Here is a 19118-nt window from a genome sequence, read left to right as displayed (position 1 = left end):
CAATGGAAATTACGGGAAAGATAAAAGACGTGCTGAATATGGCTGAAAGCTGGAAAAAACAGGGCTGCACCATCGGGCTGGTCCCGACTATGGGATACCTGCATGCCGGCCATATAAGTCTGATAGAAAAAGCCCGAAAAGAAAATGACATAGTCGTTGTAAGCGTATTTGTGAATCCTATACAGTTTGGTCCCAACGAGGACTTTGAAAAATATCCCAGAGATATGGGCCATGATGCCGAGGTATGCGAAAGCGCGGGGGCGGATCTTGTCTTTGCTCCGGAACCGGAAGAAATGTATCCTTCCCGGAACCTGGCCTATGTTGATGTAAATATGCTCGGAGACGGCCTCTGCGGAGCCAGGCGCCCGGGACACTTCCGCGGGGTCTGCACTGTTGTGTCGAAGTTATTCAACATAGTATCTCCGGACAGGGCTTATTTCGGGGAAAAAGACGCTCAGCAGCTTGCTATAATCAAGCGTATGGCGCAGGATCTGAATTTCAAAACCCTGATAGTGCCCTGTCCTATCATACGTGAGCCTGACGGGCTTGCCATAAGTTCAAGGAACATATATCTCTCGCCTGAAGAAAGAACCGCAGCTCTTATAATATCAAAAAGCCTCAACCTTGCCAAAGATATGATGCGGAACGGAGAGAGAGAGACAAAAAAAATCAAAGAGATAATTACGCAAAATATCTCCCGTGAACCGCTGGCCAGGATCGATTACATTGAGATTGTTGACGCAGACACTCTGAAGGCCATATCAGAGATCAAAGCGCCTGTTCTGACTGCGGCGGCAGTATATATAGGCGGGACAAGGCTGATAGACAATTTTACCTTTAAAGGGGAATAGATATATGATCCTTACCATGCTCAAAGCGAAGATACACAGGGCGGTAGTGACCGAATCCAACCTGAACTATGCGGGAAGTATTACCATAGACAAGGATCTGATGGAAGCTTCCGGCATACTTGAATACGAACAGGTCAGCGTAGTTGACATAGACAACGGGAACAGGCTTGAAACATACGTGATTGAGGGGGCTCCGGGAAGCGGCGTCATCTGCCTTAACGGCGCCGCCGCAAGGCTGGTGCATATGGGCGATAAAGTAATAATAATCGCATACTGTCTGGTCGACCCGCAGGAGGCACGGGAACACAGCCCCGTTGTCGTCTTTGTCGATGGGAACAACAAAATTGCCGAAGTTAAAAACATTGAAAGGCTCGGAGAAATAAAATAAAAAAAGTATCTGTCACAATACCCTCGGCGGCGCAAGCACCGGTTTGCGCCGCCGAGTTTAAACCAACGGCGTTTTACATAAAATCGTCAGCCTTGCAGATCTGCATCCCTCTTGCGGTCATCTCATCGATGAAATTTTTTCCGAGAATTTCAAATCCTTCGACGGAACTTGTGGTATCAGTCAATAAAACTATTTTCCTGATACTGTCTTTATTATTAAAATTGTCGGCAATGTCGCGGATACTGTTTGCGACACAATGAGACAGCGCCTGGCCGGAAACGGCTATGACATCGGCATTTTCAAGTGCTTTGATCAACTTTATATTCAGCCCGGTCCCCAAATCATCGGGGTCCTCGACATCCGCTTTTACAGCGGAATAATGTTCGGTCCATATATTGGCGCCCTTGACTATATAATCAACAATTTTAAAATCGTTCTCCCATTCGAGTAATGCATCATAAACCGGATCAACGATATTATGCCCCCACGAACCGATAAGGCAATGAGGCGGCCAGACGCATAAACTGTACCTGTTATTTTTCTCCAGATTCTCTGTATAACTGACTGCCCTGTAAATATAATCGGGATTTGTCGTCCTCCACACCCGGTTTTTCAGATCCTCTTCTGTAATAATTGTAAACGGCTCAGGATGCCTGCCATTTTGATCGATCCAGAAAATCGGGTGTGCGATGTCAACCCAATGATGGGTATCCAGCGTAACATGGATATTGTCTATTTTATTCCTAAGCCTCTTGATTGTCCGGGCCAACCTGATCGAATCATCTTCGGCGCCAGGAACAAACAAGCTCCCCCTTGGATCGCAGAAATCATTCTGCGGATCAATGATCAAAAACTCAAGTTTTGCCCTTCCCATTATTTAATGCCTCCTATTCCTGATTACTAAAGATTTCAATTCCGGCATGTCTGTCTCCCTTTCCTCAATATCCAACGGACATTTCCTTCTCTATGATACAAAGTGCGGATATAGAATTTATTAGCCTTAAATGATCAAGCTCTGGATATTATTATAATAACAGCAAAAGGCGGATCGACAGCAGAGTTTATTCCAGTTCATCTATAAGTCTGAAAATAATAAGCTGGCTCGTTTCAGCCGCCTTCAGTTTAAGGCCAGCGTAAAAGCAGACAAGACAGGCGTTTGCCGGGAATGACCCGGGAACTACAGTTTCTGCCGGTTTTCAGCTTTCATGACACGTCTGTTATATAGACAGCCTGCATGGTGATATAATCTGCCTGAAACAGAATGATAAAATTTTTAAGTATGGTATTTATTTAAGAATTGTGATAATCTTCGCGAAAAGGGGATGATGCTGGTTGTTTCCTTTCAGTGGAAGGCTGAAGTATTATACTTATGTGCTGCTGATGTCTCTGTTTATATTTCAGACATTTGCTATCTCTGTGTCCGAGCAAAGCATCAGATCACGTTTCGGTCAGGAACCGACGAAGGTAATACTGAACACTTTCGGCACTATCTCAAACAGCGCGTTTACTGTGCTGCGCTTCACCCTATCCCGTTTCAGCCGCATTGCCCATTCGGGGAATGCTCTGCTTGAATTCGTTCCGCCGAAAAACCTCCGCTGCTATACTGCAAACTTCATTTCGGGACTATCCGCCTTTGACAGGTGGATAATGCTGATTGGAGCCGAGCAGAAGGCGATCCCTCACTCCGATATGGTTCTTCTTATTTAAAAAAACGCCCGATACTCTCTCTTGATCGACATAAGCTCTTAGAAATAGGAATTCCTGGAACGGCTGTCTTCGTGCAGCCATTGTTCTGTTACTCAGGTAAGAGGGGGAAATGTAACATGCAACTGTTGCATGTCGGACTTGATATAGGCTCCACAACGGCCAAGGCCGTTGTCCTGGATGGAGAGGATTCTCTCATCTACAGCCGTTACCGTCGGCACTTCTCCGATATCTGCACAACTGTCGGAGAACTGATGCGCGAGATAAAGGCAAGTTGTAAAAATTACGAAGTGACCCTTGCGGCAGCAGGATCCGGCGCCATTGCGCTCGCAGAGGAGATGAACATACCTTTCACACAGGAACTCATCGCATGTTCAGCATCCGTGGAAAGATATATCCCCACAGCGGATGTATGCATAGAACTGGGCGGTGAGGATGCAAAACTGACCTTCTTCGGCAAAAACGGTGCGGATCAGCGGATGAACGAGACATGCGCCGGCGGCACAGGGGCATTTCTTGACCATATGTCGATGCTTCTGGGTACTGACGCGGCGGGATTAAACGAGCTTGCCGGCGGATATAAAACTATATATCCTATAGCTTCGCGTTGCGGCGTCTTTGCAAAAACCGATGTCCAATCCCTGATGAAGGATGGCGCTGCAAGAGAGGACATCGCAGCCTCGATATTTCAGGCGGTGGTAAATCAGACGATCAGCGGACTTGCATGCGGCAGAAAAATATGCGGGAACGTGGCTTTTCTCGGAGGCCCGCTGTACTTTCTCTCCGAACTCAGAAAACGTTTCATGGAGACACTCGGACTCTTGCCGGAACAATGTATTTCGCCGCAGAACTCACACCTTTTTGTCGCTATCGGCGCCGCAATACTCGGAAAGAAAAACGAGGCTGTCGACATAGCGGAACTTCGCAAAAAAGCAGCGAAGTTTTTTTCTACCGGCAAAGTTTCAGCCATAAACACCCTTCCGCCATTATTCCCCGACAATGCGGCAAGGGCAGAATTTAAAGCAAGGCACTCCATGACACATGTGCGCAGAGAGGATATCTCACGCAGCAGCGGAGACGCATATCTCGGGATAGACGTAGGCTCAACAACCACAAAAGTTGTTCTTATAGGTAAGGAAGGGGAGCTTCTGTTTTCCGACTACAGGACAGTGGGAGGAAGCAACCCTGTTCAAACGGTTAAAGAAATGCTGATAAAATTATATTCAAAGGTACCGCCAGGCTTGAACATAAGAAACAGCGGCGTTACAGGTTACGGTGAGAAGCTGATACAGGCAGCGTTCGGGGTGGATATTGGCGAGATAGAGACAGTTGCGCACGCCAAAGCGGCAGAATTTATAGATCCGAATGTTGATTTTATCATAGACATAGGCGGACAGGACATGAAATGCCTGCGTGTCGAAAACGGGATCATACGTCAGGTATTCCTTAACGAAGCCTGTTCTTCGGGCTGCGGGTCGTTCCTGCAGAACTTCGCTGAGTCGCTTGGCATGACGATGGAGGAGTTTGTCTTTTCCGCCGAGGATTCAAAGAAACCGGTCGACCTTGGTTCACGCTGCACAGTGTTTATGAATTCCCGCGTCCGGCAGGCTCAGAAGGAAGGCGCCTGTGTGAGCGACATCTCAGCGGGACTTGCATATTCTGTGGTCCGCAACGCTCTTTACAAGGTCCTTAAAATACGCAGCGCAGATAAAATAGGGAACCATATAGTAGTACAGGGAGGTACGTTTAAAAACGACGCCCTGCTGCGGGCATTTGAACTGGTTACGGGACGAGAGGTGATCCGCCCGGATATATCCGAGCTGATGGGCGCCTTTGGAGCGGCATTGCTTGCAAGGGACAGATATGACGGACAAAAAAGCGGACTGGCCTCCTATGAGTCGCTTGCTTCATTCCGTGCCGGCACAAGCACCGGACGCTGCAGCGGCTGCGGCAATAAGTGCATACTTACATATACGATGTTCGGCGGGGGGCGCAGCTATATAACCGGCAATATGTGCGAGAACGGGATCCTTGCAGGAAAACGTAAAAAGGACCTGCCTCCAAATCTGTACGCGGCCAAATATAATAGGCTTTTTGACTACTACCGTCCCATTACGGCAGAAGCGGCAAGGCGCGGCACTGTCAGCATCCCGCGGGTGCTGAATATATACGAGAATTATCCTTTCTGGTTCACCCTATTCACCAGCCTGGGGTTCAGGGTGGAGCTTTCTTCATCCCATCCCGGCGAAACCCTGGGTATAGACACTGTGCCGTCACAGACTATATGCTTTCCTGCAAAACTGGCTCACCGCCATATTATAGAGCTGCTTGACAGGGGGGCCGATCTGATATTTTATCCTGGCGTACAGAAAGAAGTGAATGAATTTCCAGACGCCGACAACCACTACAATTGCCCTGTAATCGCAGGATACCCTGATGTTGCCTGGCTTAACATAGACAGGCTGCATGACGATGGAGTCCGTTTCGTGCACAGATTCTTCCCTATAGATTCGCCCGAGAAAATGGTTGGCGCAATGGCCGATGAATTCAAAGATTATGACCTTAGAAGGGACGAAATTCAAAGGGCACTTAAAGAGGCATACGAGGCTCAAAGGCAGTTCAAGCTGGACATAGAGTCATTTGGTGATGAAGCCCTTGACTACGTCAAGGAGCATAACATTACAGGCATCGTCCTGGCCGGACACCCATATCACCTCGACCCGGCAGTGAACCATGGCATACCTGAACTCATAAACGGCTATAACATTGCCGTATTCACAGAGGACTCAATATGCGGCAAAGCTGACAGGATAATCGGCCATGATTCTCTGACGGTAATAGATCAGTGGGTTTACCATTCCAGGCTTTACCGGGCTGCCTCCGTAATAGCACAAGACCCGGATTTTAACAACATACACATGGTACAGCTGAACTCCTTCGGCTGCGGACTTGACGCAATAAGTGCGGATCAGACGGCTTCACTGCTTGAGCAAAACGGGCGGCTGCACACTCTTATAAAGATAGACGAGAGCAAAAACAACGGAGCAGTAAGGATAAGGATCCGCTCGCTGCTTGCGGCTATAGACCGCACTTTGCCTCTGCGAAAAGGCGGCTATCGCACTGAAACGGCGCTTGCCTCTATCCCTTCAAAAAATATGGATCAAAAGGACAGAACCATTCTTTGCCCTCCGCTCTCAAAATATCACTTCCAGTTCATCGAAGCGATAATGCGCGAAGAGGGTCTTGACTTCCATGTCCTTCCGGAAGGAGGCCGTGAGTCTGTTGAGCTTGGCCTCAGCTATGTCAATAATGATGCCTGTTATCCCGTAATGGTCGTGGTCGGACAATTTCTTAAGGCCCTGAAAAGCGGGGAGTTCGATCCAGAAAATACTGACTGCTTCTATGTTCAGACTGGCGGCGCATGCAGGGCCAGCAATTATGTGTCGCTCCTGCGGATGGCACTTGACGAGGCCGGGTTTAAAAAAGTCCGCATATTGGCCATAAACGCTCAGGGCAGGAACGCAAAAAAATTTACCCTGCCTGGCAGGGTCCTTTTCCGTTCGGCGATGGGTCTGCTATACGGAGACCTTCTCATGCGCCTGCTGCTCCGTACCCGCCCGTACGAACTTGAAAAGGGAAGTGCGCAGAAGCTGTACGACAGATTCTCACAGCTATACCGTGACAACATAGTCAGGAACAGCTGGTGGATGTTTAAAAAACTGGTTCGTGATACGGTGGCGGGATTTGCCTCTCTGCCTATATCCGAAAAACCAAAACCGCGTGTCGGGATTGTCGGGGAAATCCTTGTCAAATACCATTCCGGAGCCAATGACCACCTGATCGACATAATAGAGGGCGAAGGAGGTGAGGCTGTTCTGACCGACCTTACCGCATTCCTTCTCTATTGTCTCTATGACCCGGTGTATTTGAACAGAAAGCTCTCCGGCAGCTTTCTTGCAAGTTTAGCCGGACAGGCCGGGATTTCCGCTCTCGAGTTTATGCGCAGACCTATACGGCAGGCGCTGCAAGGGACGAGGTTCGGTCAAATACATGACATATATTCACTGGCAAAAAAAGCCGAAGAGGTCGTTTCCTGTGGAAACCAGGCCGGTGAGGGATGGCTTCTGTCCGCGGAAATGATGTCGCTTATAGAGAGCGGCATAAAAAATGTAATATGCATACAGCCGTTCGCATGTCTGCCGAACCATATCACCGGCAAGGGAGTGATAAAAGAGCTCAAGCGCCGCTATGACGGTACAAACATACTTGCGCTTGATTATGACTCAAGCGCAAGTACCGTAAACCAGATGAACAGGATCCGGCTCCTTATGGCAACTACGAGGATTTAACGGGCTCCATGAAGCTTATATCCATCTTCTATACAAGCAGCTTCCTCACGCTGTCAAGTCTCGGAGCTCTTGCGTATAGCGGCGTATTATCGCCTGATTCATAGGGTGGCTGGCTCTCCTCGAATGTATTGCGCTCATCGCTGCAGTAGAGGATGCCAAGCGGATATGGATCTGTCTGCATCGAAAGTTCTATTGCCTCCAACTTGTCGGATGTATCCCTGTCCTTTTCAAGCCATTTTGTATTGCCCATGAGCCACTGCCATGTGTTCGTCTTGTTGAACGAAACACAGGGCTGGAATATGTCTATCAATGCATAGCCTTTGTGCCGTATCGCCTGCACGATTATATCTTTGGTACGCTCTGCGTCTGCAGCAGAAGCGCGGGCGACGAAAGTTGCCCCGCACGAGAGCGCCAGCAGCAGCGGATTCAGAGGCTGGCTCGTGACGCCAAACGGCTGGGTAGGGGTTTTCATGCCAAGCGGAGTCGTGGGAGACCCCTGCCCCTTAGTTAGGCCGTATATCATGTTATTGCAGACGATATTTGTTATGTCGGGATTGCGCCTTATAGCATGCAGAAAGTGGTTGCCTCCCTCTCCATACATATCGCCGTCACCGCCTACCGCAATAACAGCCAGATTCCTGTTCGATGCCTTTATCCCAGTGGCAAGGGGAAGGGCTCTTCCATGCAGTCCGTTTACAGAATGGCATTTGAGATAGTGCGGCATCTTTGCCGCCTGCCCTATGCCGGATACAATCACCACATTGAGCGGGTCCAGCTTAACTTCGTCAAGGGCCATCTTCAGCGATTCAAGAATTTTATAGTCGCCGCAGCCGGGGCACCATGATATTTCTCCGTTGTAATCAAACGCTGTATGTATCATAAATCAGCATCTCCTTCATTGATCAGCGTGGGTTTAACAGCTTGCCCAGTTTTTCGACAAGTTCGTCAACTGTGAACTGAAATCCGTTGTACTTAAGGACAAGTTCCTGTGCCTCGGCTCCGGTAAGTGAGCGGACAAGCCTTGCAAACTGTCCCGTTGCGTTTCCCTCGACGAATATTTTTCTCGCCGGTTCAGACATGAGCCGACAAAACTCTTCGGACAGAGGATAGACCTGCTCGCATCCGACGAGTACAGCTTCCTTGCAGTCAAGGATATCCATTGCCTCCTTCAGGGGTTCAAAGGTCGAACCCCAGCATACGACAATAGTGCTGTGTTTCCCGTAATCAATTACCATTGGGGCGACGGCCTCCGCCTGCATAGCGGCAAGCTTGCTAAGTCTTTTGTCGACCATCTTTCTCCGTATTTCCCTATCCTCTGTTATATGCGCATCCTCTGTGTGTTCATGGCTGTCAAAGGATACAAATCCATCGCCGAAACCCGGGACAGCAAATGGCGATGTGACTTCGCCAGCATTCGGAAAGGCGTAGCGTTTATAGCCGGCATCCGCCCTGACAGGCGGGATCGGAGCCGGGATCGCCTCAGGGTCAGGAATTTCAACGTCGTAGCCGCTGTCCAAAAAGTACTGGTCCGTTAGGATAATTGATTGGGATTGAAACTTCTGCGCTGTGTGAAAGGCCTGACCCGTTATGCGGAAAGCACTTTCTATATTGATCGGCGCGTAGAGCGCTCTCGGAAACTCGCCATGTCCTGCATGCAGTGCAAGTTCAAGATCCGCCTGCTCCGTTCTGGTGGCAAGGCCTGTTGCCGGTCCCGGCCGCTGTGCAAGGTGTATGACTATCGGGGTTTCGGTTATTCCTGCAAGGCTGATGCCCTCAGACATCAGAGCAAAACCTCCCCCGGAGGTGGTTACCATTGCGCGCGCACCGGCATATGCTGCACCGATGACCATATTGACAGCTGAGATTTCGTCCTCAACCTGCTCCGCCACAGAGGAGAAGTCTTTTGCATGTTTTGCAAAAAACGTGAATACTCCGGTACCGGGTGACATCGGATAGGCTGTTATATAATTGCAGCCGGCAGATGCTGCGCCCAGTGCCACGGCGCTGACGCCGTCAAGGAAGATCTCCTTCTTCCCGTCCTTCTCGGGGATATTGAGGATGGCCTTTCCTTTTACATACTCCAACCCAAGCCCATGTCCTTCCCTGAATGCCAACTTATTTTTTCCGGATATATCAGTCTCTTTAAAACGCTTTTCTATCAAGTCGTCGGCAATTTCCTCCGGCAGCGCAAAAATTCCTGCTATGAAACCGGAAATTATCATTGAAGAATAGCGGGGATTTCCCAGATCCATTGCCCTGTGGGCAAGATCCAGGTCTATCATCCTGTATCCCAGCGCCGATATCTCTTCTGCCATCACGGATGCATCGCCCAATATCCTCGTCTTTTCGGATATGTTCTCTGTTATATTCGAATGAAGCTCAGGGGAGAGGGCGAACAGCCAGTCTATCCTGTTTACCGGCGCACGCACCGGCTTTGTGGATACCCTTATCTGGGTTGAATTATTCCCTCCGCGGACACGTGACATATATTCTCTTGTAGAAAAAACATAAAATCCCGCCTTGGACAGAAACTGCCTCGATAAATCTTCCGCCGTCTGCAGCCCCAGACCGGCAGCGGCACAAAAAGAGATACTAACTTCAAATTCCGCCGAACTCATAATGTTCACAATATCCACTCCTTAGTCCTTGTTCAGATACGGTGGTTTTTTAATATATCCATCATAACATTGAACAAAATTTGGATTTCAGATATCAGATGCATGTTTGTTTAAAATATTTTTAAAGTATAGCCTGACAGGAACGATTATTCAAGAGAAAAAGCTAACTGATGAAATACGCGGTCGGAGAGGTTTTACCTAAGATATGCATATACGGCGAAAATCCAGGTGCTTCCATTGCCATCGACACAGATTTATCCAGTGTATTCCCCCGCTGAAAATCCTTCAAAAGGCCTATACGGTTGTCGTCTTTGTCGGTTAGTATATATGCATGAAAGGAAGGTGCATGGGTAATGAAAATGAAGAAGTTTCTCGCTGGAATATTGATTTGTGCGTCTGTGTTCGTTGCAAGCCCGTTTGCTTTTGCTGATTTGAAAGACATCATCAAAGACAGCGTTCTTGTCGTAGGGGGCGGTGCGGTCGTAAAGGCGATCGGGCCGCAGTTGAATGATTTCATCAATAAGATCACCTTCAACAAGGGTGCGCAGTATGAAGGTTACACAAAAGTTGTGCCTATCGTATCGATCGGCGACGGTACACGTATCGGAGCAGCTCAGGTCGGAGGCGTGACAAAGGAGTCGATCGACAAGACAAAAGCAGTTGCGCAGCTTGAGGGTGAGTTCAACAGGATCAGGGCAAAGGCTCTTATCCCAATCGACTCGGAGAATCCGCTGAAACAGTTCAGGCGGGTCAAGGGTGTAGGGGTAACGGCTATCATCGACGTGAAACTGTAGCTCATTGCGTGAAGTGGGTTCGCGATATGACTGACAGTGAGAAAGTTCAGGAGGCCGGACAGACGACTGACAATTATGCAGGACAGGAGAAAAATTTTCTTGCGGATAAAGACGGGAGCATGGTCATGACACCTGACGAAATAAATTTTTTTGGTTTTTGCGGCGACTCGTGATATAACAGAAGATGAGAGAATTATCATATAGAAAGCGCCGCGGATCTTTTTGCAGCGCTTTCTTGTGCATCTTTATATGATAAATTATCCCGCCTGAAAGACTGGGAGCCTGTCGATATATATAAGATCGTCTCCATTGTAACCACCATCTTCGAGAAGCACTGCGACTTTGCTTACCACAGTACAGCCGGTTTTCAAGAGCACATCTTCGAGGGAGCGAAGCGAACCTCCTGTTGAAACGACATCATCAACGATGCAGACGCGCCTGCCGTTGAGACGTGCCGCGTCAACCCCGTCTAAAACGATTATCTGCGGCTCTTTCGTTGTAATGGATTTGACCTCGGCTATGATAGGCCGATCCATATAGCTCTTTACGGATTTTCGCGCAACAACGTAGTTGACGCCCAAGCGCACAGCAAGCGCATGTGTGAGTGGTATGCCCTTTGCCTCCGGACACACAAGCATATCTATCTTCCCGACTTTTTTCATTTTTTTATATAGTGCATCGGCGCTCTTCTCTACAAGCTCTGTATCGCCGAGCATTACAAACGACGCGATAATAAGATCAGGAGCAACCTGTATCTTCTTAAGCTCTCTTGTGAGCCCGCAAATTTTAAGAGTATAACTGTCTTCCATCTTCAGCCTCCTATAGTGAGAACATTATCTTGAGCACTACTCCGGCGAGCAGCCCGAAGAACGGGTTCCACTTCGCCGAGACGAGGACCGTTGCGCCAATGACCATGCCCCACGGGGAGAATCCGAAGGGACCGGCCGCTGCCGGTGCGGACGCTATCGCGCCCTGGATATTCGATGCAAAAGTGACGAATGTGCCAAGCACAAACAGGAACCCTGCGATTGAGGAGCTGTGAACGTATTTCCCAATGGTGGGAAGAAGCTTTAAAAGCAGGATCGCCGCCATTATCAGCATCATTATTACGGATGAACGGACCGGATCCGGAGCTGTCGCAGTCCCCGATATGATCGCCTCGACCGGACCGCCGCCGAAGAAGGAAGAAAACAGGTCTGCAAGCGATGAATAGATAGCCAGATGATCGATGTTTGCGTTGACGCCCGCGATGCTGCCGGTAATCTTACCGAAGCTGATGTTGGCGCCGATGTTGAGGCATGCAAGCGCGAGTCCATTTATTATGATGTTCGGGTGTTCCCATATCTTCCACTCAATGTTGCCCAGCGTGAATTTTTCCCTGTTTAGGTCATGCACAATGGTATGGTTCCCGACGCTGCCTGATTTTTTCAGGATATTATATACTGCGGTCGAGATGAGGACAGATATGATTATCGTCTTTGCAAGGTCAAATGTTATAAACCATACTGCGAGTCCTGTGATCATCGAGACTGAGCCTGAGATCCTCTCTGAGTTGAAAAGATCTATAGCAACATATGCGAGCATTATCCCGACACCGGCCATCATCGAGTTAACTACCGTAGGTCCGATGAAGGAGACTATTTTTTCATTGAGACCAAGTACAGAAGGGACGAGCAAAAACAGCGCACCCCAAAAAACCAGGCTCAGCCGTTCACGGATGTCCCTGCCCATCTTTCCGGCTAAAGTTATCGTCTCTGCCTGGAAAGATATTGTGGCAACCGAGTTGAATGCAACAGAACCTGCCGCGCCGATAAGGAACGCGACGCTGGTAGGAAAAGCAGCGAAACCGAAGCTCAGCGCAAGCAGCCCCTGCGGGATCCCGTTGACTACAACCGCAAGTGCCGTAAAAATATCAGTCATGAGTGTTTCCACTTTATTGCCCCCCAAAGATAAGTACTGTTAATAATGCCTTGGGTAAAATACTTCACTCTGATTTATTTGTCAACCTTATATTTGATATATGAAACAATATTATTATATTTGTAAGTAACATCCGGAGAGCTGCGTATGTTACAGCTACAGGGGATCCACGAAGCATGGGATGTCCTTTTTTGTTTGCGCATGCATATATTTGACGAAATTCGCGAATGGAAAAATTAGATTCTCCGACGTGGGATCCAAAGTCTAAAAAAGAGACCCTGCCCTGAAACTATCACAGGCAGGATCATCATATGTTTAATATCCATATCAATATACTCAAATGGCGGCATTTTCCGTCAGAAAACCAATGAGACAGACAGTATCTGGATCAACACTGTCTGTCTCATTACTGCAATAAACTAATTCTGATGCGCCTTTGAGATGATATCGCGGATAATCTCATTGCCCCTTGGGGTCAAATTGACAATATCTTCAAAATCCTCTTCTGTGAATGAGGAGAAATCAAAATTAGCGCGCTTAAGTATAGCCGCACCGATGTGATGCACTGCTTCTTTGTTTTTCTTGTAAATACGTGCTTCGAGTTTCTTCATTTTCGTATCGAGTTCTTTCATTAGTATCTCAGGACTTCTGCGTACTCTCTTTGCTGTTGCGGCACCATCTTTTTTTACTTTTGCCATGATATCCATTCCTTCCTTGATATATATTTAATCTTATTATGTTTTTCACAATGCATCGAAACACTGTATAGAGTCTATATGTATTTTTATCAAATGTAAAGAATGTATTTGGCAAAAAAAGTTAAAATACGTATAAATGACTACTAATTTGATCTGCTCCATATCAATGCAGCTATATCTGGCGTTGACTTTATCATTTTTTCTTTTTGAAGATATTTAAGAGTCTTTTCTATTTCCTTAATATCCCTTGGTGTTATTTTTGGGTTGAAGTCATACCAGCCCATCATTTCTTTTGCCTCTGTTTCGGATATCCGGGTCTCCCTGGCGACCAACGGGACAAATTTATCCGGCGTCTTCAAAAGCTTTATGTATATCTTTTCCCGTGCATTTAAGTATTTCCTTACCGCTTCCGGATTTTCTTCCAAAAATACAGTGCGTACCGCGATAAGGCTGAGTCCGTCAACATACCCGCGCCCGTCCGCCAGTATCCTTGCACCGCCGTTCTGTGCACGGCTTATCTCAGTGCCCACCAGAAGCGCAGCATCGACCTGTTTGGCAAGCAGAGCTGAGGTCGCAGACGGGAGGGGCATAGTGAAGAATTCTATATCGTCCTCATTCAGCCTGTTCTTTTCCATCAGCTCTATATAGAGCTGATGGACTACCGAGCCCCGAAGCCCAGCCACCTTCCTGCCCTTAAGGTCTTTGATGTTTTTTACCTCGGGATTGTTCGTCATTATCGCGAACGCGCGCGGTGCCCTGCTGTTAGCACCGACAATCGTTATGTCAACACCGTTGGCCCTGCCCACAAGAACCGCGGCGGCACCTATGCTGTCGGCTATGTCAAGCTTACCTGCGGCCATCGCCTGTATCTGTTTTGGCCCAGAGGGAAGCCGGATATAATGCACCTTGTAATCTCCCGCAAATGCCATCTCATAGCTCTTATCCTCAAGGGCCGCCATCGCCGGGACATTGAGCGGCAGCTTCCATAGTGCGATATTTATCTCCTTTGCCTTGGCAGCAGCAGTGGCAGGATTTGCCATTAAGGTCAGCACAATTGCAATAAGGGCAAAACCCCTTTTCATTTCAACACCGCCTCCGAAAATTATGGAGCATGAGAAGACACTGATCGATCCAATGTACAAAGAATTACAGTCAAACTACAGATTGCCTGGCTTATTGCCGGTGTATCAATCAGTGTTTTTTTTCTTCGTTATTTACTCATTGCTTCTTCTACTGCTACCGCGACTGCAACGGATGCGCCAACCATCGGGTTGTTACCCATTCCGATGAACCCCATCATCTCTACGTGCGCCGGAACCGATGAAGAGCCCGCAAACTGCGCATCGCTGTGCATGCGTCCCATCGTATCTGTCATGCCGTAGCTTGCCGGCCCGGCTGCCATGTTGTCAGGGTGCAGGGTACGCCCCGTACCGCCGCCCGATGCGACGGAAAAATACTTGTGTCCGTTTTCGACGGTCCATTTCTTATATGTTCCTGCAACCGGGTGCTGGAAGCGAGTTGGGTTGGTCGAGTTGCCTGTTATTGATACGTCGACGCCCTCGTGTATCATTATCGCGACACCTTCACTGACGTCATCCGCCCCGAAGCAGCGGACTTTTGCCTTGTCTCCGTCAGAGAAAGGCCTCTCTTCGATGATATTCAGTTTACATGTGCAGTATTCATATTTTGTCTCGACAAATGTGAACCCGTTTACGCGTGAGATTATATAAGCGGCATCTTTGCCTAGTCCGTTCAGTATCACTCGGAGAGGGTCTTTCCGGACTTTATTGGCAGTGTGGGCAATTCCTATCGCACCCTCAGCGGCCGCAAAGGACTCATGTCCGGCAAGGAAGCAGAAGCACTTCGTTTCCTCACGGAGGAGCATGGCGGCAAGGTTGCCGTGTCCGATCCCGACCTTGCGCTGATCAGCGACAGAGCCTGGAATGCAGAATACCTGGAGCCCTGTGCCGATTTTCTCGGCGGCTTCAGTGGCAGTCATAACACCTGATTTTATAGCGTATGCGGCGCCGAGAGTATATGCCCAGACAGCATCATCAAACGCTATCGTCTGGACACCCTTTACAATAGCCTCTACATCCACACCCTTTGAGATACAGAGCTTGCGGGCTTCTTCAAGATCCTTAAAGCCTTGTTCCTTGAGGAAGGGTTCTATCTGACCCATTCTCCGTTCTATTCCTTCAAACGTGACCATGGTTTTTATACCTCCCTTTCTCTACTGTCTGCGCGGGTCAATGACCATGTCGGCTTCATCAAATCTGCCGTATGTGCCAGTGTTTTTCTCAAACGCTTCCTTGGGATCAACGCCCTTGCGGATCGCTTCCATCATTTTACCTAGAGAGACGTATTTGTAGCCTATGACCTCTCTGTTTTTGTCCAGCGCCTCCTCCAGAATATATCCCTCTGCCATTTCAAGGTAGCGTACCCCCTTAGGCAATGTGCCGTACATGGTTCCTATCTGTGAACGAAGCCCTTTGCCGAGGTCTTCAAGGCCTGCCCCGATCTGAAGCCCGCCCTCCGAAAATGCGCTCTGGCTTCTGCCATAGGCTATCTGGAGAAAGAGTTCCCGCATGGCTGTGTTTATCGCGTCACAGACAAGATCCGTGTTCAGAGCTTCCAGGATCGTCCTGCCGGGAAGGATCTCAGCCGCCATGGCAGCGGAATGCGTCATGCCGGAACAGCCGATAGTTTCGACAAGCGCCTCCTGAATGACTCCTTCCTTTATGTTGAGCGTAAGCTTGCACGCACCCTGCTGTGGTGCACACCAGCCTACGCCATGAGTAAAACCGGAGATATCTCCGATCTGCCGCGATTCGACCCACTTCCCCTCCTCCGGGATCGGAGCAGGGGCGTGCTTCGCACCTTTTGCCACGCATACCATCTCTTCCACTTCTTTTGTATATTCCATTATATGGTCCTCCCTTTAGATATAGTATTTATGTGTTGGTCAGCTTTTAAAGTATTTACAGCAAGAAATGTCGCAATACAAGGAAAACCGCTTGAAAAATCAGTGCCCAAGCACGCGCATGACGACAGTAGGGATATTGGTCGGCGTTTCCTTAATATTCCCACTCAAATGGGGGGCTGCCTGCCTCAAGCAGACGGCGCTTCATGTCGGCGCAAATATCAGCGAGAGCTTCTTCCGTACGTCCCTCGCAGCGCGCAACAAGAATCGGCTGGGTATTCGATATGCGGATAAGGCCCCAGCCGTTTTTATAGACTATCCGGACACCGTCGACAGTTATCATCTCAAGCCCTTCCTTCAGAGCCTGTGCCTTCACACGTTCGACGACCCCGGACTTTACATCGTCAGGGCAGTCATAGCGCGTCTCAGCCGTGGAAGGATATCTTGGTATCTCCGCCATTATCTCTGAAAGAGGCCTGTCCGTGTGGGAGATTATCCGCGCAAGACGCGCTGCTGCGTAGAACGCGTCATCGTAGCCAAAGTATTCGTCGGCGAAAAACATGTGCCCCGAGACTTCGCCGGAGAAAAGCGCGTTTTCCTCCCGCATCTTCGCCTTTATAAGAGAGTGCCCTGCATTCCACCAGATCGGCCTGCCGCCGAGTTTAAGGATTTCTTCAGGCAGTGCCATGGAGCTCTTTACCTCACATATAGCAACGGCACCGGGATGTTTCGGAAGTATCTCCCGCCAGTAAAGGGCCATTAGTCTGTCTCCCCATATAACCTCACCCTTGTCGTCTACAACTCCGATCCTGTCGGCATCTCCGTCAAAACCTACACCGAAGTCTGCTTTCTCATTGCATACCGTTTCAATCAGCCGGGTAAGATTTTCACGTTTTGTAGGGTCAGGATGGTGATTCGGAAACGTGCCGTCCGGCTCGCTGAAAAGCTCAGTGACATCACAGCCGATGCGGCGCAGGAACATCGGAGCGTATAAGCCTCCTGTTCCGTTGCCGGAGTCACAGACGATCTTGGGTCTGCGCGGCCCAAGTTCAATCTTCGAGACAAGCATGTCAATATATTCCAAATTGATATCCGCAACCCTCAGGGAGCCGGAAATATCCGCAGTTATAATGCGGCCTTCCTGTATTATCTTTAAAAATTCCAATATACCGTCGCCCCACAGCGTCGTCTTGTCATATGCAACCTTTAGTCCGTTGAACTCTTTTGGATTGTGGCTGCCTGTGACCATGATCCCCCCGGTGACGTCAAAGCGGTACATGCTCCAGTAGAACGCCGGTGTAGAGACGAGGCCTATATCGGTGACATTTACGCCCGCATTCATCATTCCGTCCGCCGCCGCCGCCTTGATACGCTTTGTGGAAAGGCGCGCGTCTCCGCCTAACGTGACAGACTTGATGCCGCGTGCAGAGAGCCATGTACCGTAAGCCTGCCCGATGAGCCGTACTGTTTCGTCGGTCAGCTCTGTCTCGGCAATGCCCCTTATGTCGTATTCACGGAAAATATGCTCTGGTATCATTGCCATATATAGTCCTCCGTTCTTTCTCTTAAAAAAGTGCGTTCTATATGAAAATAGTATCGATTCATTATAGTCTAATGGCTAAAATTCCTCCAGTCAGTCCAATTGCTGAATATATACAAATATAAGTTTAAATTTCAATGCTGCACTTTTATAGACCGCAATAACAACATGCTATATAATCGACCTCCAACATCAGAACGTTAATAATTTATTATTAAAAAAATGATGGAACAAAAATCTTTGGATGATAAGGGGCTGACACATATGGAAAAAATCAAGATCGAACGCACTTCGGCACCAAAACCTAAATGCAACGCCAACAACGTCGCATTTGGAACTGTTTTCTCAGACCACATGTTCATGATGAACTATAAGAAGGGCCAAGGCTGGCATAGCCCGCGTATCGTCCCATTCGCACCTATAGAGCTCTCTCCCGCGGCAGCTGTTCTCCACTATGCTCCGGAGATCTTCGAGGGACTTAAGGCATACCGCACGCCAACCGGAGATATCCAGCTTTTCCGCCCAACAGAGAACATCAGAAGGCTTAATTCTTCGGCAGAGCGTATGTGCCTGCCGAAGATAGACGAAGATATTATGATGGCAGCCATAAAAGAGCTTGTCGGAATTGATCGGGAGTGGGTACCTGCCGAGCCGGGGACTTCTCTCTATATCCGACCCTTTATGTTCGCGTCGGACGCGCGTATGGGTATTCACTCTCCTGAAGAGTGTATTTTCTGCATCATAACATGTCCTGTCGGTTCATATTTCCCTGAAGGCATAAACCCGGTTAAGATGCTTATAGAAAAGGAGGACGCCCGTGCGGCGAAAGGCGGAACAGGCTATGCAAAGTGCGGCGGCAACTATGCGGCATCCCTGCGGGCTGGAGAGCGCGCCGAAAAGATGGGATATTCTCAGGTCCTCTGGCTCGACGCAGCCGAGAAAAGATACATTGAAGAGGGCGGCGGAATGAACGTCATGTTCAAGATCGACGGGAAGGTCATAACTCCGGCGCTGACCGGATCTGTTCTTGACGGCATCACGAGAAAGTCGCTTATAGAGATCCTGAGATCATGGAACGTCCCTGTCGAAGAGCGCCTTATAAGCGTTGACGAGCTTCTGGGCGCGATAAAATCAGGCAGACTTGAAGAGTGCTGGTGCTGCGGGACAGCGGCGGTACTTTCTCCGATAGGGGAGCTGGTCTACTGTGATGAGAGTTATACTGTCAACAGCTTCAAGACAGGTCCGATGGCGCAGAAACTCTATGATGAACTTACAGGCATCCAGTGGGGAAGGAAGAAAGATTCATTCGGATGGGTCAGACCCATAGTATAAA

17 protein-coding genes are annotated in these 19118 nt (G+C 48.8%); 7 read left to right on the top strand and 10 right to left on the bottom strand.

All coding sequences use genetic code 11. The features are described 5' to 3' along the window. The first annotated feature begins 2 nt into the window (after window positions 1-2). Window positions 3-851: a pantoate--beta-alanine ligase gene (panC, locus tag LLF78_03300; GenBank protein MCE5201524.1), complete on the top strand. Its 849-nt coding sequence runs from the start codon at window positions 3-5 to the stop codon at window positions 849-851. A gap of 4 nt (window positions 852-855) precedes the next feature. Next, window positions 856-1239, top strand: coding sequence for an aspartate 1-decarboxylase (locus LLF78_03295; protein MCE5201523.1), 384 nt, complete (start codon window positions 856-858; stop codon window positions 1237-1239). A gap of 73 nt (window positions 1240-1312) precedes the next feature. On the opposite strand, the gene LLF78_03290 is transcribed toward LLF78_03295, so the two are convergent. Continuing rightward, the gene (locus tag LLF78_03290) at window positions 1313-2113 is read right to left on the bottom strand and encodes an isochorismatase family protein (GenBank protein MCE5201522.1); all 801 of its coding nucleotides are present in this window, start codon (window positions 2111-2113) and stop codon (window positions 1313-1315) included. Between the two features lie 458 nt (window positions 2114-2571). Here LLF78_03290 and LLF78_03285 point away from each other — a divergent pair, with 458 nt between their 5' ends. After that, window positions 2572-2946, top strand: coding sequence for a hypothetical protein (locus tag LLF78_03285; GenBank protein MCE5201521.1), 375 nt, complete (start codon window positions 2572-2574; stop codon window positions 2944-2946). Between the two features lie 116 nt (window positions 2947-3062). Next, a complete protein-coding gene (locus tag LLF78_03280) occupies window positions 3063-7292 on the top strand; it encodes an acyl-CoA dehydratase activase (protein MCE5201520.1) in 4230 nt (1409 codons plus the stop codon). Between the two features lie 28 nt (window positions 7293-7320). Here LLF78_03280 and LLF78_03275 read toward each other — a convergent pair whose 3' ends face one another. Together LLF78_03275 and LLF78_03270 are read right to left on the bottom strand one after the other, a co-directional pair. After that, window positions 7321-8172, bottom strand: a complete 852-nt coding sequence (locus LLF78_03275) for a thiamine pyrophosphate-dependent enzyme (protein MCE5201519.1) — start codon at window positions 8170-8172, stop codon at window positions 7321-7323. Window positions 8173-8194: 22 nt separating this feature from the next. Further along, the gene (locus tag LLF78_03270; GenBank protein ID MCE5201518.1) at window positions 8195-9910 is read right to left on the bottom strand and encodes a 2-oxoacid:acceptor oxidoreductase subunit alpha; all 1716 of its coding nucleotides are present in this window, start codon (window positions 9908-9910) and stop codon (window positions 8195-8197) included. A gap of 359 nt (window positions 9911-10269) precedes the next feature. Between LLF78_03270 and LLF78_03265 the strand changes: the two genes are divergently transcribed. Then, window positions 10270-10704 carry a hypothetical protein gene (locus LLF78_03265; GenBank protein MCE5201517.1) on the top strand — a complete coding sequence of 145 codons (435 nt, stop codon included), beginning with the start codon at window positions 10270-10272 and terminating at the stop codon, window positions 10702-10704. Between the two features lie 26 nt (window positions 10705-10730). Beyond that, window positions 10731-10877: a hypothetical protein gene (locus LLF78_03260; protein MCE5201516.1), complete on the top strand. Its 147-nt coding sequence runs from the start codon at window positions 10731-10733 to the stop codon at window positions 10875-10877. A gap of 84 nt (window positions 10878-10961) precedes the next feature. Here LLF78_03260 and LLF78_03255 read toward each other — a convergent pair whose 3' ends face one another. The 7 genes from LLF78_03255 to LLF78_03225 all read right to left on the bottom strand — a co-directional run bounded on the left by LLF78_03255 (window position 10962) and on the right by LLF78_03225 (window position 17788). After that, window positions 10962-11513: an adenine phosphoribosyltransferase gene (locus LLF78_03255; protein ID MCE5201515.1), complete on the bottom strand. Its 552-nt coding sequence runs from the start codon at window positions 11511-11513 to the stop codon at window positions 10962-10964. Window positions 11514-11523: 10 nt separating this feature from the next. Further along, entirely contained in the window at window positions 11524-12636 is a 1113-nt protein-coding gene (locus LLF78_03250) for an NCS2 family permease (protein MCE5201514.1), read from the bottom strand. Between the two features lie 407 nt (window positions 12637-13043). After that, window positions 13044-13322: a hypothetical protein gene (locus LLF78_03245; protein ID MCE5201513.1), complete on the bottom strand. Its 279-nt coding sequence runs from the start codon at window positions 13320-13322 to the stop codon at window positions 13044-13046. A 143-nt stretch (window positions 13323-13465) separates the two neighbouring features. Continuing rightward, the gene (locus LLF78_03240; GenBank protein ID MCE5201512.1) at window positions 13466-14404 is read right to left on the bottom strand and encodes an NrtA/SsuA/CpmA family ABC transporter substrate-binding protein; all 939 of its coding nucleotides are present in this window, start codon (window positions 14402-14404) and stop codon (window positions 13466-13468) included. 128 nt (window positions 14405-14532) lie between these two features. Further along, window positions 14533-15534, bottom strand: a complete 1002-nt coding sequence (locus LLF78_03235) for a GGGtGRT protein (GenBank protein ID MCE5201511.1) — start codon at window positions 15532-15534, stop codon at window positions 14533-14535. A 21-nt stretch (window positions 15535-15555) separates the two neighbouring features. Then, window positions 15556-16248, bottom strand: coding sequence for a hypothetical protein (locus LLF78_03230; protein MCE5201510.1), 693 nt, complete (start codon window positions 16246-16248; stop codon window positions 15556-15558). Between the two features lie 151 nt (window positions 16249-16399). Continuing rightward, entirely contained in the window at window positions 16400-17788 is a 1389-nt protein-coding gene (locus LLF78_03225) for a phosphomannomutase/phosphoglucomutase (GenBank protein ID MCE5201509.1), read from the bottom strand. Between the two features lie 261 nt (window positions 17789-18049). Here LLF78_03225 and LLF78_03220 point away from each other — a divergent pair, with 261 nt between their 5' ends. Beyond that, on the top strand, window positions 18050-19117 hold the full coding sequence (locus LLF78_03220) for a branched-chain amino acid aminotransferase (protein ID MCE5201508.1): 1068 nt from the start codon (window positions 18050-18052) through the stop codon (window positions 19115-19117). The last annotated feature ends 1 nt before the right edge of the window (window position 19118 follow it).

The organism is Synergistaceae bacterium (genome assembly GCA_021372895.1).
In the GTDB taxonomy this organism is placed as follows: Bacteria; Synergistota; Synergistia; order Synergistales; family Synergistaceae; genus JAJFTP01.
Note: the sequence above shows the minus strand (reverse complement) of the source record. Positions and strands in the feature narration are given on the sequence as shown.

What these genes read in the sequence shown, in the direction of transcription:
- LLF78_03230 (MCE5201510.1), bottom strand. Translation starts at nt 16,248, where the DNA reads ATGGAATATACAAAAGAAGTGGAAGAGATGGTATGCGTGGCAAAAGGT.
- LLF78_03290 (MCE5201522.1), bottom strand. Translation starts at nt 2,113, where the DNA reads ATGGGAAGGGCAAAACTTGAGTTTTTGATCATTGATCCGCAGAATGAT.
- LLF78_03295 (MCE5201523.1), top strand. Translation starts at nt 856, where the DNA reads ATGATCCTTACCATGCTCAAAGCGAAGATACACAGGGCGGTAGTGACC.
- LLF78_03240 (MCE5201512.1), bottom strand. Translation starts at nt 14,404, where the DNA reads ATGAAAAGGGGTTTTGCCCTTATTGCAATTGTGCTGACCTTAATGGCA.
- LLF78_03255 (MCE5201515.1), bottom strand. Translation starts at nt 11,513, where the DNA reads ATGGAAGACAGTTATACTCTTAAAATTTGCGGGCTCACAAGAGAGCTT.
- LLF78_03225 (MCE5201509.1), bottom strand. Translation starts at nt 17,788, where the DNA reads ATGGCAATGATACCAGAGCATATTTTCCGTGAATACGACATAAGGGGC.
- LLF78_03270 (MCE5201518.1), bottom strand. Translation starts at nt 9,910, where the DNA reads ATGAGTTCGGCGGAATTTGAAGTTAGTATCTCTTTTTGTGCCGCTGCC.
- LLF78_03265 (MCE5201517.1), top strand. Translation starts at nt 10,270, where the DNA reads ATGAAGAAGTTTCTCGCTGGAATATTGATTTGTGCGTCTGTGTTCGTT.
- LLF78_03235 (MCE5201511.1), bottom strand. Translation starts at nt 15,534, where the DNA reads ATGGTCACGTTTGAAGGAATAGAACGGAGAATGGGTCAGATAGAACCC.
- LLF78_03260 (MCE5201516.1), top strand. Translation starts at nt 10,731, where the DNA reads ATGACTGACAGTGAGAAAGTTCAGGAGGCCGGACAGACGACTGACAAT.
- LLF78_03280 (MCE5201520.1), top strand. Translation starts at nt 3,063, where the DNA reads ATGCAACTGTTGCATGTCGGACTTGATATAGGCTCCACAACGGCCAAG.
- LLF78_03275 (MCE5201519.1), bottom strand. Translation starts at nt 8,172, where the DNA reads ATGATACATACAGCGTTTGATTACAACGGAGAAATATCATGGTGCCCC.
- panC (MCE5201524.1), top strand. Translation starts at nt 3, where the DNA reads ATGGAAATTACGGGAAAGATAAAAGACGTGCTGAATATGGCTGAAAGC.
- LLF78_03220 (MCE5201508.1), top strand. Translation starts at nt 18,050, where the DNA reads ATGGAAAAAATCAAGATCGAACGCACTTCGGCACCAAAACCTAAATGC.
- LLF78_03245 (MCE5201513.1), bottom strand. Translation starts at nt 13,322, where the DNA reads ATGGCAAAAGTAAAAAAAGATGGTGCCGCAACAGCAAAGAGAGTACGC.